Raw genomic sequence first — 15,951 nt, forward strand, 5'->3', positions numbered from 1 at the left:
CGTGGCCGGCATGTTCTCGACAAAGGGGCGCTACGCCCTTAGGATCATGGGCGACCTCGCCGAGCACGGCGGCTGGGTCTCCCTCGGCGACGTCGCCAAGCGCCAGGGAATCTCCCGCAAGTACCTCGAGCAGGTCGTCTCTCTTCTGCACCACGCCGGCTACGTGGAGAGCATGCGCGGCAAGGGCGGCGGCTATCGCCTCACGCGCAAGCCCGAGGAGTACACCCTCGGCTCCATCCTGCGCGCGGCAGAGGGCTCCCTCGCCCCCGTCTCGTGCCTCGACTGCACCTCCGGCGAGATCTGCCCGCAGATCGACTCCTGCCCCACGGTCTCGATCTGGCGCGACCTCGGCAAAGTCACGTCCTCCTACCTCGACAGCAAGACGCTGGCCGACATCCTGCCCACGCCAGGCGCCATCAACGCCGAAGCGGACGAGGGGCCGGGCGAAGGCTCGGGCAACACCTGCACGTAATGACGACGGGCGCCCTGCGGGGCGCCCGTTCTCTTGCCTATCCCTGGATCCCTATGCTGTAGAGTGATCCCACGATGTGGCACCTGCTCACGTAGAGGGGAACGCCCTCGTCGTCGACGGCATGGCGCACGCGCAGCCATAGCGGCTCGCCCTCGGAAACGCAGAGGCTGGATGCGACGTCCCTGGTGGCCCGGACGAGGTCGATCTTGGTGAAGGTGCCCTTGCCGCGCTCACGCGCACCCCTCTCACGGAGCACGTCGAGCATGGACTTGCTCGTCATGTCGGCGTCTACCATGTACGAGAACTCGTCGTAGGGCAGAAGCGAGTCGTCGAGGGCCAGCGGCACGTCGTCGACGTAGAGGATGCGCATGATGTGAATCAGGCGGTCGCAACCCACTGGCGCGAAGAAGGACGCCTCGCGCGAGTCCTCGCATCTGACGACCTCCCGCCCGAGGAGGGAGAACGATGACTTGCGCCCCGCCCTGTCGCACATCTCCTGGAAGGTGTCCGCGATACAGCTCTGATACAGCTTCGTCGAGAGCTTGGGTGCGTTGACGAAGGTTCCCTTGCCCTGCTTCTTCGTCAGGATCCCCTCAGAGGAGAGCTCGGTCACGGCACGACGCACGGTGATGCGGCTCACGCCATAGATATCCGAGAGCTCCGTCTCAGAGGGAATACGAGCTCCAACGGGGTACGTGCCGTTCTCGATGTCCGCGGACAGGCTGTCCATGACCTGACGATAGAGGGGAATCAGCGAGTTATCTGAGAGCGGCAAGGACAACACCTCACATGGGTTTTCGGTTTAAAAGCGCTGTTAGGGCTATGCCATAACTTTCTTCTTTTATATAGTTTAGCACTAGCTCCCGGAAAAGGTGCCCGCAGCACTACCACATGTCCGCGTCATCGCCCCCATCGGCGTCCCCTGCGTCTCGCTTCTGCGTCACGCCAAGGTAGAGCAGGGCAATGCCCACCACCACGCCAAGGGCGAGGACGAGCAGCGATGCGATGCTGTCGAGCCAGCCGGTCGCGTAGACGACCGCCGCCACGACGAGGATGAGTACACCGGCAACCCTGGCGCCCCCGCCGCGAGCTCCCCTGTCCGACATTTCGCTCCTATCGAGCTTGTGCATTTCTCTCACCTACCGTACCAGTATAGTGAACCATGTGCCAGGAAGGCACCCGTCCGACACCCCGCACGTCAGCGTCACGCCCCGCAGGCTCTATCCCTCCGTGCGCGCAATGGCGACGACGTCGGCCATCTCGACGCGGCGCCCGTCCACGATGATCGCGCCAAGCCCCTCGTCGATGCCACCAAACGCCCCGCGGCAGACCTCGTAGTGGCCGCCCTCGAAGTGGGTGACCTCGATCTCATCCCCGCGCTCGAGCGCGGCGACCTCCGCCGAGAGTAGCTCCCGCTGCTCCTCCGTCAGCTCGCGCCGCTCGACGGCGAGCGCCTGCCGCTCGCGCTCGCGCAGCGCCTCGCGGTACCCCTTGAGCGCATCGAAGGGCATGAAGATCTTCGCGCGCTCGCTCATCGGCATGCGCCGCCTGGCCACGACGCGCTTGCTCGAGTCATACTCCACTGCGATGTCCCCCGATCTGCTCGTTGCGCTCCCGCTGGGTCGCCTCCGGGAGGAGGTCGATACCCTTGAGCAGCGCGTTCTTTCCAAACTTGCGCTTCACGGCGCTCACGGCCTCCTGCCTGCGGCGCTCGCGCGCAAGCGCGTCCGCATCCTGGAAGAGGTCCATCTGCTGACCCTTCCCCTCCTCCTCGACGCCGCCGAGCGCCATCTGGATGCGGCGCACGGGCCGGTCGCGCAGCACGACGCGGGGAAAGAGCTCCCTCAGATCGCCCAGGATCTGGGCGCGCGAGTTCGTGGGCACCGTGAAGCGCACCGACCCGTTCTCGAAGAACACGCCCCACTGGGCGCGCACCCCGTGCTCGCCTATGCGCCCCTCGCCCGGCTGGGCCGAGAAGAGCATGCTCTTCTCCTCCGCGCTCAGCCGGTAGGCCACGGAGAGCGTGAGGTTCTTGGCAACGAGGTGCTGGTCGACGAGCTGCAGCACGAGGTCGTCCGCCATCTCCCGGGCGATCACGAACGCGTCGGCGTAGCTCTTGTCGCAGCCGAAGACCTGCCCGCTCGACAGCGACCGGTCGCGCGACTTGAACGCCTTGATGTCGGCCATGGTGACCGGCTCGCGGCCCCAGGCGTGGTCTATCAGGATCTCGGCGTCGACGCCGAAGAGCCGATAGATCGGGTCCTGCGGGTGCACCGCGAGCTGCCCCATCGTGTGGATGCCGAGGCCCGCCAGACGCCGCTCGGTGCCCGCGCCCACGCGCCAGAAGTCGGTTATCGGCGTGTGCGTCCAGAGGGTGTCGCGGTAGAGCTGCTCGTCGAGGATGCCGAAGAAGTCCTCGCTGTGCTTCGCCGTGATGTCGAGGGCGACCTTCGCGAGGTAGAGGTTGGTGCCCAGGCCGCAGGTCGCGGGGATGCCCGTGGTGTCGACGACCTCGCGCCGGATCCGCTCGCCGAGCTCGCGCGCGGTGCAGCCGTAGAGCGCGAGGTAGCCCGTGATGTCGAGGAAGGCCTCGTCGATCGAGTAGACGTGGATGTCGTTGGGCGAGAGGTACTTGAGGTATATGCCGTAGATGTCAGCCGCGCGCTCGATGTAGAGCGCCATGCGCGGCGGCGCCACGATGTAGTCGAGGCGGTCCGGGATCTCGAAGAGGCGACAGCGGTTGCGCACGCCCTTCGCCTTGAGCGAGGGCGACACGGCAAGGCAGATCGTCTTGTCGGTGCGCGTCTCGTCGGCGACCACGAGGTCAGTCGTCATGGGGTCGAGGTCGCGCTCGACGCACTCGACGCTGGCATAGAAGCTCTTGAGGTCGATGACCAGGTACTGTCTCTTCAAGGCGTCCGCCATGCGCCGCTAGGCCCTCGCCTCGCCGCGCTCGATGTAGACGACCTTGCCCTTGATGGCCTCGGTCGCCTCCTGCCCCTGGAAGCGGCGGATCATCGAGAGGCCGAGCTCGAGGGCCGTGCCAAGCCCCTGGCTCGTCATGACGTTGCCGTCCACTACGACGGGGTCCGAGCAGAGCGTGGCGCCGTGCTCGGAGAGGACGTGCGTGAAGCCGGGGTTGCTCGTGGCCCGCCTGCCCTCGAGCAGGCCCAGCTCCGCCAGGATCGACGGCGCCGCGCAGATGGCGGCGACATCGCGGCCCTCGCGCACGAAGCGGCCCACGGCGTCGCAGAGCGGCTCGCAGGCGTGCAGGTTCTTCGTGCCGGGCATGCCGCCGGGAAGGAACAGCATGTCGTAGTCGTCGAACGAGAAGTCGTCGTCGAAGATCGTGCGGTCGCACACCACGGTGACGCCGTGGCTCGACGTGACCGCGAGGTTGTCGCTGATCGAGACCTTGTCGCAGGCGATGTTCGCCCTGAAGAGGACGTCGACGGGCACGAGCGCCTCGCACTCCTCGAGACCCTCGGCGAAGAACGCCGCGACGCGAACCCCATCGTGCTTGTCAGCCATGACTCCTCCTTGCCGGCGGACGCCCGCCTGTCGTGTGTTTCATCAAGCATAGTGGACGCGGCGGACGAAATCGCCCGCCGCGCCCTCGAACCACCATGTCACGACACAGTCTCTCCCCTACTCGCTGCGCAGGGCCTCGACCGGGTCGTTCTTGCTCGCCCTCGTGGAGGGCATGAGGCCTCCCAGGAAGGTGAGGAGCACGCTCACGCCGATCAGCGCGACGGCGCTCCCTATCGGCAGGATCATGATGTCGGCGACGTTCTGCGTGCTGAGGACGACCGCGTTGATGGGGATCGAGAGGAGCACGACCACGAGGATCGCGAAGACGCCCGCGATGAAGCCCTCGATCACGGTCTCGGCGTTGAAGACGTTGGCGACGTTGAGCTTCGAGGCACCCATCGCGCGCAGGATGCCGATCTCCTTCTTGCGCTCGAGCACCGAGATGTAGGTGATGATGCCGATCATGATCGAGCTGACGACCAGCGAGATCGAGACGAACGCGATGAGCACGAGCGAGACCATGTTGACGATGTCGGTCACCGAGCTCATGAGCGTGCCGGCGATGTCGGAGTACTGGATGGTCGCGTCGTTCTTGCCCTGCGCGGTCTGCTCGTCGTTGTAGCGGTCGATGGCGTCGAGGACCGACTGCTTCGCTGCGAAGTCCTTCGGGTAGATGCTGATGGACTCGGGGCTGTCCTTCGACGCGTAGCCGATCTTGGTCAGGTTGGAGTCATAGGTCAGCTCGGCGCCGTTCATGTAGTTGGTCAGAAGCGACGTAAGGTCCTCCTGGCTCATGTTGAAGTGGATCGCGTTGGCGAACGCACTTGCGTCGAAGGCAAATCCGCTCGACATGGCCGACGACAGCGCCTCCATCTGGCTGGAGAGGCCGGCGGCGGCGTCCAGCGAGAAGGACGAGCCGAGCGAGCCGGTGGCAGCTGCCATCTGCTGCTGGAGCTGCTGTGCGAGCTGGGTCGCCATGACCTGCCCGGCCTGGCCCATCAGCTGGGTCATCTGCTGCGAGAAGTACGGTGCGAACTGCTCGGTCATGTACTTGGTCATGGCGGCCTGGACGACCTCCTGGGCAGTGCCCCCGAGGTTCTTGCTGACCTCGGCCGAGACCGCCTTGCCCTCGTCGGTGGCCATAAACGTCTGGAACGCGTCGTCTGCCGCGGCCTCGGTGGGATGCGTCATGGCCCAGGCGCTGTAGCTCGCCATGAGCTTGCGTACGGAGTCGTTGATCGCGGCCTGCTGCTCCGGCGGCAGGTTCGAGATGGTGTCGCCGATGCCTAGGTCCTCGAGGGACATGGCCGGGGCGCCCGCCATGATCTTGGTCATCGTCTCCTCGTTGAACACGGAGGACATCGCGCTCGCGTCGAAGTTGATCGAGCTCGCGTCGAACCCAGAGAGGCCGAGGTCGAGCCCGCCGAGGTCGCCGGCGCCCAAGTCGGCGGAGGAGAGTGCGGAGGAGTCGAAGGAGAAGGCGTTCGCAAGGGCCTGCTCGTCGACGGAGAACACGCTCGAGAGGTCAAAGGAGGAGCCGTTGCTCTCCTTGAGCTCGTCGAAGGTCTTGCCCGTGAAGACGTCGACGTCCCTGTTTGCGAGCTGCTCCTTGGCGATCTGCGAGTCGCTCGCGCGCCGCATGAGCTCGTCGGTGAGCTTGGGGGTGTAGGCGATGCCCTCGCGCACGAGGGCCGTCGAGGCGCCTTCGACGGGCCTGATGATGCCGACGACCTTGAGGTGGATGCCGTCGGCGATCTGCGTCCTCATGTACTCGTCGTCCTTGGACATGTCGGTCCAGGTGCCCGTCTCGTCGTTCTTCTGGAAGAGGTTGCAAGAGGGCACGACCGAGAAGGTCATGCCGAGCGCGTCGTCAAACGTGAAGTCTCGCTTGGCGTCAGGCGAGCTGACCTCCTTGCCCGAGAGGGCGTCGGTCACCATCTTGTCCATGACCGAGGTGTCGTAGAAGCCGAGCGCATAGAGGGTGTAGTCGGCGAGGCCGCCCCTGCGGTTGAGCACGACCACGCACTCGTCGGTTGCCTCGGGCCAAGACCCCTTCACGAGCTGCATCTGGCTCTCGAGAAGCCGCTTGTCGTCGACCAGCTCGGAGAACGAGGTGAGGCCGCCCCCGCCGCCAGTGAGCGACGAGCCCGAGATGCCGTTCGAGAGCGTCTGGGACATCTTGGAGGGATTGAGCCTCGTGACTGCGTTCGAGGTGTCGGTGGAATACACCTGCGGCGTGATGCCATAGGAGTACTGGACCGTGTTGATGTAGGGGGAGATCCCGAGGGAGTCGGACTCGAGCATCGACTTGAACGACTTGAGGTCGTTGTTCTTCACCTGGGCGAACATGTCGGTCATGATCGACATCTGGGGAATGACGTCCTTCTTCTCTTGCCCGCCACCCTCGCTCTGGCCAGAGACTGCGTCGGCGCCCATGCCGTAGCCTAAGAACTGCGTCATGTCGAAGCTGCTCTTGGTGATCGTGAGCGGGTAGCTCGAGAGCGCGTCCTCCTCGGTCTTCGCGATGTAGTTGTTGACGCCATTGGAGAGCGAGAGGATCGCGGCGATGCCGATGATGCCAATCGATCCGGCGAAGGCCGTCATGAAGGTGCGGCCCTTCTTCGTCATGAGGTTGTTGAACGAGAGCGAGAGCGCCGTGAGGAAGCTCATCGAGGCATGGCGACCCTCGCCGGACGAGCGGTCGCGGGTCCTGCGCCTCGAGCGCACCGCGGCTCGGGCTGCACGCGCCGCCTCCTCGGGCGGCTCGGGGGCGCCGGGGCGGCGGGGGCCAAGCGCAGCGACGACGGTCGGATCCTCAGGCTCGAGCCCGACGACCTCCACGGGGTCGGTGTCGCCGACGATGGCGCCATCCTTGACCGAGACGATGCGCGTCGCATACTCCTTGGCGAGGTCGGGGTTGTGCGTGACCATGACGACGAGGCGATCGCGCGCCACGCCCTTGAGTATCTCCATGACCTGCACGCCGGTGTCGGTGTCGAGCGCGCCGGTCGGCTCGTCTGCGAGCACGATGTCAGGGTTGTTTACCAGGGCGCGCGCGATGGCGACGCGCTGCATCTGGCCGCCCGAGAGCTGCGCGGGGCGCTTGTGCGCGTGCTCGGAGAGGCCGACCTCGTCGAGGGCCGCGAGCGCCCTCTCCTTTCGCTCCGCCCGGCCCACGCCCGCGAGCGTGAGCGCGAGCTCGACGTTGGAGAGCACCGTCTGGTGCGGGATGAGGTTGTAGCTCTGGAAGATGAAGCCCACGCGGTGGTTGCGGTAGGTGTCCCAGTCCTTGTCGCCGTAGTCCCTGGTCGAGATGTCGTTGATCACGATGTCGCCCGAGTCGGCGTGGTCGAGGCCGCCGAGGATGTTCAGCAGCGTCGTCTTGCCAGAGCCGGAGGGGCCGAGTATCGCCACGAACTCGTTGTCGCGAAACGCCAGCGACACGTCGTCGAGTGCGACCTGCGTGAAGGAGTCGGTCGTATAGGCCTTGCGGATGTGCTCTAGTTGAAGCATGTTGGCTCCCCGCGTCGAAAGGTCAATTTAGATAAACATACCCAGAATCGGGTGTGCCTGCCTAGACGCCGCACGTAGACGGCAGCCTACACACTTTATTCTTTTCTGGTCGAGTATCAGAATGCGCCATCACGTTGATTCATACTTCTAGGCAACGCTAACCACTCACCTAAGGAGTGCCAACGATGGCAGAATTGTTCCTCATGTTCATACTCGGTCTGCTACCCGTCATATGGCTCGTCATAGCCCTATGCGGACTCAAGATGGAGGCCTACAAGGCCAGCATTGGAGCGGCCGTCGTCGCCATCGTCCTCGCCATCGCCGTCTGGAAGATGCCCCTCGTGAACGCCGCGACCGCCGTCGCCGAGGGCATGGCCATGGCCATCTGGCCCATCGTCATCGTCATCATCGCCGCCGTCTTCACCTATAACCTCACGGTCCACACGGGCGCGATGGAGAAGATCAAGGGCATGCTCACGTCGGTCTCCTCCGACAAGCGCGTCCTCGTCCTCCTCATCGGCTGGTGCTTCGGCGGCTTCCTCGAGGGCATGGCCGGCTTCGGCACCGCGGTCGCCATCCCGGCGAGCATGCTCATGGCACTCGGCTTCAACCCGATGACCGGCATCCTCGCCTGCCTGCTCGCCAACGGCGTGCCCACCATGTTCGGCTCGATCGGCATCCCCACCACCACCCTCGCGAGCATCTCCGGCCTCGACCCGACCTCGCTCGCCTTCTGCCAGTCGCTCCAGGTCGCGCCCTTCGTGGTCGCCACCCCGTTCCTCATGGTCATGCTCGTCGGCGGCGGCCCCAAGGCCCTCAAGGGCGTCGTGCCCATCACGCTCGCCTCGGGCCTCGCCTTCGCCGTGCCCGAGATCGTGGCCGCCCGCTTCATCGGCGCCGACCTCCCCGTCGTCGTGGGCGCCGTCTGCACCCTCGTCGTGACCTTCCTCTTCGCGCTCAAGTCCAAGGCCGAGGTGCCCGAGGAGTACCGCCTCGAGGTCGCAGACGCCACCGACTCCGAGCCCCTCACCGCAGCCGACGCGCTTCGCGCCTGGTGCCCCTTCATCCTGATCTTCGTCGTCCTCGTCCTGACGAGCGCGCTCGTGCCCGCCATCCACGAGCCCCTCTCCCAGATCAAGACCACGGTCAACATCTACGCCGGCGACCCGAACGCAAAGCTGACCTTCTCCTGGGTCAACACCCCGGGCGTGCTCATCATGATCTGCGGCATCATTGGCGGCCTCATCCAGGGCTGCTCCGTCCGCGAGATGCTCGACGTCCTGCTCGCGACCGTCAAGCAGATGAGCAAGACCATCGTCACGATGCTCGCCATCCTCGCCTGCGCCAAGGTCATGGGCTACTCCGGCATGATCGCGAGCGTCGCCGCATTCTTCGTCGGCACCTTCGGCAGCTTCTACCCGCTCGTCTCCCCCGTCCTCGGCGGGCTCGGCACCTTCGTCACGGGCTCCGGCACCTCCAGCGAGGTCCTCTTCGGCTCCGTCCAGGTCCAGGCCGCCCAGGCCATCGGCGCCGACCCCCTGTGGCTCGCCTCCGCCAACTCCCTCGGCGTCTCCGCGGGCAAGATGATCGCGCCGCAGTCCATCGCCATCGGCACGGCCACCTGCGGCCTCGTCGGGAAGGACGGCGAGGTCCTCGGCAAGATCTCCAAGTACGCCTTCGGCTACCTCGTCGTCATGGCGATCTTCATCTACGCCGGCGTCCTGCTCGGCATCCACATCGCCTAGCGCACGCAACGCATCAAGAATACGACGCTCCCGCCCGAACCTCGGACGGGAGCGTTTCTCATTACCACCGAGAAGAGCCTGGGCCTTGCCCCCTACGCGTGCGGAGCGATGACGGCGTTCCCGTCGGCCCTCACCTTGAACGTCATGCCCTTGAACTCCGATCCGTTGGGCAGAAGCGAGTTGTAGGCGCGGCCCCGGACCGTGAGCACGTTGCCGTTCGCTACGTAGTCGGCGTTCTCGCCGCTCAGGAACGTGACGGGCTTCGTAAACGGGATGTCGAACGACCACTCCTGGAGGTCGTCCCCGTCGTTCCTGATCGTGAACTGGTAGTCGAAGGTGAAGTCCTGGCCGTCCGCCGGCTGCGCCGAGAGGAGCTTCGCCGTGAGCACGAGGCCGTTCTGCTCGACGGTCACGGTGCCGGCCTTGGCGGCGGGCGGGAGGTCGACGACCTCCGTCTGAGGCTCGGTGCTCGCCTGCTGCTGCGGACCTCCGCAGGCCCCGAGGCACAGGGCGAGCCCCAGCGCCGCAAGCGAGGCGCAAAGCGGGCGCGCAAGCGCGACCGCGCGCGTGGAGAGGCTGCTCGAAGCTGTGGACATGCGACCTCCTTCGCCGGGCGGGACCTGGCGTGTGCGTCCCGCGCACCTTGTGCGAGCGGCGCAAAAGAGCCCGCGCGCTTCGCTACCATAGGGTATCGCATCGCACCTGCGCGATGGCCCACGGGCGCACGCGCGCCCGCCCAGCGAACCCACGACCTAGACAAGGAGACGCCATGCCCTGCACAACGCTGCTCGTCGGCAAGAAGGCAAGCTACGACGGGTCGACCATCATCGCCCGCAACGAGGACTCCCCCGGCGGCGTCTTCACTCCCAAGAAGCTCCAGGTGATCCACCCCGCCGACCAGCCCCGCCACTACCGCTCCGTCCTGAGCCACGTCGAGATCGACCTCCCCGAGAAGGCCATGCGCTACACCTCGGTTCCCGATGCGATCCCCAAGGACGGCATCTGGGCCGAGGCCGGCGTCAACGAGAAGAACGTCGCCATGAGCGCGACCGAGACGCTGACCACCAACGAGCGCGTCCTCGGCGCCGACCCCCTGGTCGAGCTCCAGCCCGCCAAGGGCAAGCCCGGCGAGGAGGGCTACGTTGCCGAGGTCCCCGGCGGCATCGGTGAGGAGGACATGGTCACCCTCGTCCTCCCCTACATCTCCTCCGCCCGCGAGGGCGTCCTTCTCCTCGGCTCCTACCTCGAGAAGTACGGCACCTACGAGATGAACGGCATCGCCTTCTCCGACACCGACGAGATCTGGTGGCTCGAGACCGTCGGCGGCCACCACTGGATCGCCGCCCGCGTGCCCGACGACTGCTACGTCGTGATGCCCAACCAGCTCGGCATCGACGCCTTCGACCTCGACGACGCCCTCGGCGAGGGCCGCGACTTCCTCTGCTCGGCAGACCTCGCCGAGTGGATGGACGCCAACCACCTCGACCTCACCCTCGACTACCACGTTGACGAGGACGGCATGCTCTTCGCCGACGCGGCCGACGAGGACGCCGTGGTCGCGGGCACGAGCGTGCACCGCGTCTTCAACCCGCGCGACGCCTTCGGCAGCCACAGCGACGCCGACCACGTCTACAACACCCCGCGCGCCTGGTCGATCCACCGCTTCCTCAGCCCGCACCTCGGCTGGGTCACGCAGGACGCCCAGCTCGAGGACCCCAACAGCGCCTGGCGCCCCGAGGACGACGACATCCCCTGGTGCCTCACGCCCGAGCGCAAGGTCACCGTCGAGGACGTGAAGTACGCCCTCTCCCTGCACTACCAGGGCACGCCCTACGACCCCTACGGGGCTGCCGGCACGCCCGCCACGCGCGGCAGCTACCGCCCCATCGGCATCAACCGCAACGGCCAGCTCGCCGTCATCCAGCTGCGCCCCTACGCCCCCGAGGCGAGCCGCGCGGTCCAGTGGATGGCCTTCGGCTCCAACGCGTTCAACGCGCTGGTCCCCCTCTTCGCCAACGTCGAGCGCGTCCCCGAGTACCTCGCCAACACGACCGCCACGGTCACCACGGAGAGCTTCTACTGGGCTAACCGCATCGCGGCGGCCCTTGCCGACCCGCACTTCAACGCCTGCGCGCCGCACATCGAGCGCTACCAGGAGGCCGTCGGCGGCCGCGGCCACAACCTCGTCGCCAAGGCCGACAAGGCCCTCTCCGAGTCGGACGCCCCCGCGCACGAGACCCTCGAGGCGGCCAACGACGAGATCTGCCAGATGCTTCGCGAGAAGACCGACGAGCTGCTCAACAACGTCCTTCTCACCTCGAGCCTCGGCATGAAGAACGCCTTCGCCCGAAGCGACGGCTAGTCCGGCGCACGCGACACATCACGCCTCCTGACGGCCCGGCCGGAACCCATTCGGTCGGGCCGTCTCGTCACGCGGGCGCTGCGCGCTCGTTTCGAAAGGCGTACAGTTTTATCCCGTGGTCGGCCCAGGCGCCACAATGGAGCCGAGCCACCTTAGGCCGCACGAGAACGGGAGAGAGGGTCACATGCAGGGCAGCAGCACCAAGGAAGTCCGTCAGTACTCCATCGGCGAGGAGATCGCCAACTCCGTCTCGCACGGCGTCGGGGCACTTCTCGCCATCGCCGCGCTGGTGCTCCTCATCGTGTTCTCCTGCATCCACGGCGGCGGGGCGCGACTCGCGGCCGCCCTCATGATGGGCATCACGCTGCTTCTGGAGTTCCTCTTCTCGACGCTCTACCACGCCATCCAGCACCCCGGCGCAAAGCGCGTCTTCCGCATCTTCGACCACTGCGCCATCTACCTCGTGATCGCAGGCAGCTACGCGCCCTTCGCCCTCGTCACGCTCGACGGTCGCGGCGGCCTGCGCCTCGCCGTCATCGTCTGGGCCATCGCCATCGTCGGCATCGTGGCCGAGTGCTTCCTGCGCGAGCGCCAGCCCAAGTGGCTCTCGGTGCTCATCTACCTCGCCCTCGGCTGGATGGTCGCCTTCCACATGGCCGACATCGTCGAGCTCCTGCCCCCGGCGGCCTTCGGCCTGCTGCTCGCGGGCGGCCTCTGCTACACCCTCGGCTGCGGCTTCTACCTCGCGAAGAAGGTTCCGTACCTGCACTTCGTGTGGCACATGTTCGTGCTCGCGGGCGCGACCTGCATCACGCTCTCGGCGCTGCTCTTCATCGTCTAGCGCCGCGCACCCGCACGCCCTCTCTACCGCGCGAGCTCCGCCACGATCTCCTCGCACGAGACGATGCGCGAGCCGAAGCACTTCTCGAAGTGCTCGATGGCCCCCTCCTGCGTCCCACACAGGAACGTGCGCGTCGCGTCCTCGACCACGACGGAGGAGTAGCCCAGGTAGTACGCGTCGGCCAGCGTGTGCAGCACGCAGATGTTGGTGTCGCACCCCACGGCGATGACCGTCTCAACGCCCAGCTCGCGCAGGGTCAGGTCGAGGTCGGTGCCGAAGAAGGAGCTGTAGCGGCGCTTCTCCACGATGAAGTCGCGCTCCCCCGAGCCGGCCTCGAGCTCCGCGATCGGCCTCGCGCGCCCGGCGATGCCGTGCTCTCCCCACAGGTCGAGCTCGCGGTCGACGCCGGGAATGTGCTGGTCGCAGCAGAAGAAGACGGGAAGGCCGGCCGCACGCGCCGCGCGCGTGACCTCCACGCAGCGCTCGTTCATCTCCCGCTCGGCGCCCGTGGGCGCGTACAGCGCATCGTCCCCCTCCGCGTTGAGCACGTCGATGACGAGAAGGGCGCACCTGTCCTTGTCGATGGCCATGTTGCCTCCAGGGTGTGTAGCGTGGCGTTCGCATGCGTTGTGCCCGCACGGCCCCGCGCGGGCGAGAAGAGCCTGCCCCCTAGTCGAGGGCGATTCCCATCAGCCAGCCCCAGCGGGGCGTGACCGTGGTCCCGTAGGCCGAGATCCACGTGTCGAGCGGCATCGTCTCGATGTAGCCGACGTTGTGCATGACCATGCCGCCGCCCACGTAGATGCCGATGTGCCCGTAGATGCGCCCAGCAGTCGTCCCGGCGTGGGTCGACACGGCGATGATCATGCCGGGCTTGAGCTCGCCCTTGTCGGAGCTGTAGCAGTAGGCGTTGCACATGTCGTTGGCGTTGCCGTACGCGTAGCCGTAGCCGGCGTTGGCGAACACCTGCGAGACCCACATCGCGCAAAGGCCCGAGCCCGGCGACGGGGTGGCGTAGCACGCGGCGACGACCGCCTGCTGCGAGCCGGTCGCGCCCGACTCGATCAACTCGCCGGTGACGTCGACCACGCGATAGCCCGCGCGCGCCGCGGCGGCCGCTGCCGCCTCCTGGGCGGCGCGCTCGGCGGCCATGGCCTCGAGCTCGGCGTCGCGCTGCGCCATGAGGTTCTTGACGTCCTGGCTCAGCCCCTCGATCGCCTTCTGGGCCTCGGCCTGCTTCGCCTGCATCTCCGAGAGCTGGCGCTTCTGCGTCTCGTTGAGCCTCTCGAGGTCGGCCTTCTCCTGCTCGAGCCCGCTCTTGATGTCCTTGACCGAGTCGATGATCTGCCGGTCGTTCTCGCTGATCTTGTCGAGGTAGTAGATGTTCGACGCCAGCTCCTCGAACGACGTCGAGGCCATCATGACGTTCAGCAGGTCGCTGCTGCCCGACTTGTAGGCGCTCGCGATGCGCTTGGAGAGGACCCGCTTCTTCTCGTCGAGCCTTGCCTGGGTCTCCTTGATGCGCCCCTGGGTCTCCTCGATCTGGGCGGCCGTCTTCGACTGCTCGCCGGAGAGCTTCTCGTAGTCGGCGGCGATGGCGTTGAGCTGTGCCTGCACGGCGTCAAGCTGCGCCTGGGCCGCCGCGAGGCTGCCCTCGGTCGCCTTGACGTCCTCCTGCGTCACGGCAAGGGCGCTCGTCGGCACGGCGAGCGCGGCGCCGGCGCCCATGAGGACCTTCAGCAGGTCTCGTCTCGTGATGTCTCTGTGTTCCAAGGCGTCCCCTTGTCCCGCTGCTGCGTTTCGGTCGTGAATTCACACGATGATACTACGCGGCGGTGCCCTCCCAAACGACAGAGACGCCCCAGACGGTCCAGCGGACGAGCCTCCCAGGGCGAAGGCCTACAGGAAGAGCCCGAGGTACCAGCTCATGACCTGCTGGCCGAAGAGCATGCACAGCCAGCACGCGAACGCGATCGACGGCCCCCAGGGAAACGCGGGCAGCCCCGTGGCCCCCGCCTCGCCGTCCGCGCCACCCTCACCCTCCGCCTCGCCGGCCGACCCCGCGCCCGCCGCAAACGCGAGCCCGAACGCGATGCCCAGCACGCACGCGACGATGAGCAGCAGGATCGTCTGCTGCCAGCCAAAGTAGAACGCCGCGACGGCGAGCAGCTTCACGTCTCCCCCGCCGATGCTCTCGCGCCCCAGCACGCGGTCCATCACGACCGCCAGCAGCACGAGCACCACGCCGACCCCCGCGGCAGACGCCGCCGAGAAGAGCATGAGGTCGACCGCCGACTGCCCCTCGGGAAGGAGCCCCAGCCAGCCTGCCAGCGCGATGTAGCCGAGGCGCACGACGACGGCCGCGATGATGCAGCCGTTCGGGATGATGCACTGGTCGATGTCGGTAAGCGACAGCACGAGCAGGATGCTTGCAAACGCAAGCATCTCGACGCACTCGATCGTGAGGCCGTATCGCACCACGATGCTCGCGAACGCGACGCCGCAGGCGAGCTCCGCGATCGGGTAGCGCGCCGAGATGCGCTCGCCGCAGAAGCGGCACCTGCCACCCAGGAGCAGCCAGCTCAAGACGGGCACGAGGTCGCGCACCTCCAGCACGTGCCCGCACGACGCGCAGTGGCTTCTACCCCTCAGCACGCTCTCGCCGTGCGTGATCCGCCACGCGAGGCAGTTCAGGAAGCTCCCCATGAAGAGCCCGAGCACGAACGCCAGGACAAGCGTGCTCAGGATGGCGGGCTGCGGAAGCTGTGCAAGGTCGGCGACCATGCGCACCTACGACTTCGTGGTCGAGTTAGGCGACACCATACCCATGCCCTCGGCGAGGCCGGTCGCCGAGCTCGTCGACGACGAGCTGCCAGAGCCGCTCCCCGAATCAGGCAGCGTGCCCTTCTCGTAGAACGTGAGGTGCGCCGACACCGAGTACGGCGCGGCGTTGGCGGACCCGCTGCCCACGTTGCGCGTCGCCGTCGACGCCGAGACCTTGGCCCCGTTGTCGGTCAGCGTGAAGTCGTCGATCGAGCACGGGAATCCCCCGCGCGTCAGCGAGTTCAGGATCACGCGCGCCTCCTGGTAGGAGCCGCACCCATACGACAGTTCGACCCCGCGCGTGACGATTCCGGCGCTACCGGCGGCCACGTCCTCGAACTTGAGGTTGTAGCCCGTGGTGGGCGCGAGCGTCCCGTTGAGGCGCGCCATGAGCGCCTGCACGTTGTCGTAGGAGGGAATCTCCGCCGGCGCGATGCCCGCGGCCTTGCAGCGCTCGATCTCCTCGCTCATCCGCCTGGTCTGCATGACCCGCGCCGCGTCGGTCGCCTTCTGGTCCTGCACGTCTGCGATCTGCGTGTTGAGGCGGCTGATGGTGTCCTGCGTCCCCACGAACACGAACTGGTACCAGATGCCGGCGACCGCCAGCAGGGCGAGCACGACGAGAAGAGCCTTCTCGCGCCTCGAGAACGTGTAGCCCATCATG

General features: G+C 66.7%; 15 protein-coding genes. 4 read left to right on the forward strand and 11 right to left on the reverse strand.

All coding sequences use genetic code 11. The annotated features are described in order from the left end of the window. Position 1 precedes the first annotated feature (1 nt). A complete protein-coding gene (locus tag M5D76_RS07780; protein WP_248922816.1) occupies positions 2-472 on the forward strand; it encodes an RrF2 family transcriptional regulator in 471 nt (156 codons plus the stop codon). Between the two features lie 37 nt (positions 473-509). On the opposite strand, the gene M5D76_RS07785 is transcribed toward M5D76_RS07780, so the two are convergent. From M5D76_RS07785 to M5D76_RS07810, 6 genes are all read right to left on the reverse strand, one after another. Continuing rightward, positions 510-1,247 carry a GntR family transcriptional regulator gene (locus M5D76_RS07785; protein ID WP_248922817.1) on the reverse strand — a complete coding sequence of 246 codons (738 nt, stop codon included), beginning with the start codon at positions 1,245-1,247 and terminating at the stop codon, positions 510-512. Between the two features lie 109 nt (positions 1,248-1,356). Next, on the reverse strand, positions 1,357-1,602 hold the full coding sequence (locus M5D76_RS07790; RefSeq protein ID WP_248922818.1) for a hypothetical protein: 246 nt from the start codon (positions 1,600-1,602) through the stop codon (positions 1,357-1,359). A 90-nt stretch (positions 1,603-1,692) separates the two neighbouring features. Next, positions 1,693-2,055, reverse strand: a complete 363-nt coding sequence (locus tag M5D76_RS07795; RefSeq protein WP_248922819.1) for a YolD-like family protein — start codon at positions 2,053-2,055, stop codon at positions 1,693-1,695. Next, positions 2,045-3,385, reverse strand: a complete 1,341-nt coding sequence (locus M5D76_RS07800; RefSeq protein ID WP_248922820.1) for a Y-family DNA polymerase — start codon at positions 3,383-3,385, stop codon at positions 2,045-2,047. Before M5D76_RS07800 ends, M5D76_RS07795 begins: the two co-directional genes overlap by 11 nt. 18 nt (positions 3,386-3,403) lie before the next feature. Then, complete coding sequence (locus M5D76_RS07805; protein WP_248922821.1) at positions 3,404-4,003, reverse strand: DJ-1 family glyoxalase III; 600 nt, start codon at positions 4,001-4,003, stop codon at positions 3,404-3,406. Between the two features lie 117 nt (positions 4,004-4,120). Next, entirely contained in the window at positions 4,121-7,516 is a 3,396-nt protein-coding gene (locus M5D76_RS07810; RefSeq protein WP_248922822.1) for an ABC transporter ATP-binding protein/permease, read from the reverse strand. A gap of 185 nt (positions 7,517-7,701) precedes the next feature. On the opposite strand from M5D76_RS07810, the gene M5D76_RS07815 reads away from it, so the two are divergent. Beyond that, positions 7,702-9,261 (forward strand): L-lactate permease, encoded by a 1,560-nt coding sequence (locus tag M5D76_RS07815; protein WP_248922823.1) that lies wholly within the window; start codon positions 7,702-7,704, stop codon positions 9,259-9,261. 92 nt (positions 9,262-9,353) lie between these two features. On the opposite strand, the gene M5D76_RS07820 is transcribed toward M5D76_RS07815, so the two are convergent. Beyond that, complete coding sequence (locus M5D76_RS07820; protein ID WP_248922824.1) at positions 9,354-9,857, reverse strand: hypothetical protein; 504 nt, start codon at positions 9,855-9,857, stop codon at positions 9,354-9,356. A gap of 173 nt (positions 9,858-10,030) precedes the next feature. On the opposite strand from M5D76_RS07820, the gene M5D76_RS07825 reads away from it, so the two are divergent. Further along, entirely contained in the window at positions 10,031-11,623 is a 1,593-nt protein-coding gene (locus tag M5D76_RS07825) for a C69 family dipeptidase (protein ID WP_248922825.1), read from the forward strand. Between the two features lie 184 nt (positions 11,624-11,807). Beyond that, positions 11,808-12,464 carry a PAQR family membrane homeostasis protein TrhA gene (gene trhA, locus M5D76_RS07830; protein WP_248922826.1) on the forward strand — a complete coding sequence of 219 codons (657 nt, stop codon included), beginning with the start codon at positions 11,808-11,810 and terminating at the stop codon, positions 12,462-12,464. Between the two features lie 23 nt (positions 12,465-12,487). On the opposite strand, the gene M5D76_RS07835 is transcribed toward trhA, so the two are convergent. The 4 genes from M5D76_RS07835 to M5D76_RS07850 form a co-directional block, all read right to left on the reverse strand. Continuing rightward, complete coding sequence (locus M5D76_RS07835) at positions 12,488-13,054, reverse strand: cysteine hydrolase family protein (RefSeq protein ID WP_248922827.1); 567 nt, start codon at positions 13,052-13,054, stop codon at positions 12,488-12,490. A gap of 79 nt (positions 13,055-13,133) precedes the next feature. Then, a complete protein-coding gene (locus M5D76_RS07840; protein ID WP_248922828.1) occupies positions 13,134-14,237 on the reverse strand; it encodes a coiled-coil domain-containing protein in 1,104 nt (367 codons plus the stop codon). A gap of 126 nt (positions 14,238-14,363) precedes the next feature. Beyond that, positions 14,364-15,248 carry a prepilin peptidase gene (locus M5D76_RS07845; protein ID WP_248923073.1) on the reverse strand — a complete coding sequence of 295 codons (885 nt, stop codon included), beginning with the start codon at positions 15,246-15,248 and terminating at the stop codon, positions 14,364-14,366. Positions 15,249-15,254: 6 nt separating this feature from the next. Then, positions 15,255-15,950 carry a hypothetical protein gene (locus tag M5D76_RS07850; RefSeq protein ID WP_248922829.1) on the reverse strand — a complete coding sequence of 232 codons (696 nt, stop codon included), beginning with the start codon at positions 15,948-15,950 and terminating at the stop codon, positions 15,255-15,257. Position 15,951 lies beyond the last annotated feature (1 nt).

This window comes from Olsenella intestinalis, from assembly GCF_023276655.1.
Taxonomy (GTDB): domain Bacteria; phylum Actinomycetota; class Coriobacteriia; order Coriobacteriales; family Atopobiaceae; genus Olsenella_J; species Olsenella_J intestinalis.

Coding starts and splice junctions, on each gene's coding strand:
- M5D76_RS07790 (WP_248922818.1), bottom strand. CDS start 1,602: ATGCACAAGCTCGATAGGAGCGAAATGTCGGACAGGGGAGCTCGCGGC.
- M5D76_RS07805 (WP_248922821.1), bottom strand. CDS start 4,003: ATGGCTGACAAGCACGATGGGGTTCGCGTCGCGGCGTTCTTCGCCGAG.
- M5D76_RS07810 (WP_248922822.1), bottom strand. CDS start 7,516: ATGCTTCAACTAGAGCACATCCGCAAGGCCTATACGACCGACTCCTTC.
- M5D76_RS07815 (WP_248922823.1), top strand. CDS start 7,702: ATGGCAGAATTGTTCCTCATGTTCATACTCGGTCTGCTACCCGTCATA.
- M5D76_RS07820 (WP_248922824.1), bottom strand. CDS start 9,857: ATGTCCACAGCTTCGAGCAGCCTCTCCACGCGCGCGGTCGCGCTTGCG.
- M5D76_RS07825 (WP_248922825.1), top strand. CDS start 10,031: ATGCCCTGCACAACGCTGCTCGTCGGCAAGAAGGCAAGCTACGACGGG.
- trhA (WP_248922826.1), top strand. CDS start 11,808: ATGCAGGGCAGCAGCACCAAGGAAGTCCGTCAGTACTCCATCGGCGAG.
- M5D76_RS07835 (WP_248922827.1), bottom strand. CDS start 13,054: ATGGCCATCGACAAGGACAGGTGCGCCCTTCTCGTCATCGACGTGCTC.
- M5D76_RS07845 (WP_248923073.1), bottom strand. CDS start 15,248: ATGGTCGCCGACCTTGCACAGCTTCCGCAGCCCGCCATCCTGAGCACG.
- M5D76_RS07850 (WP_248922829.1), bottom strand. CDS start 15,950: ATGATGGGCTACACGTTCTCGAGGCGCGAGAAGGCTCTTCTCGTCGTG.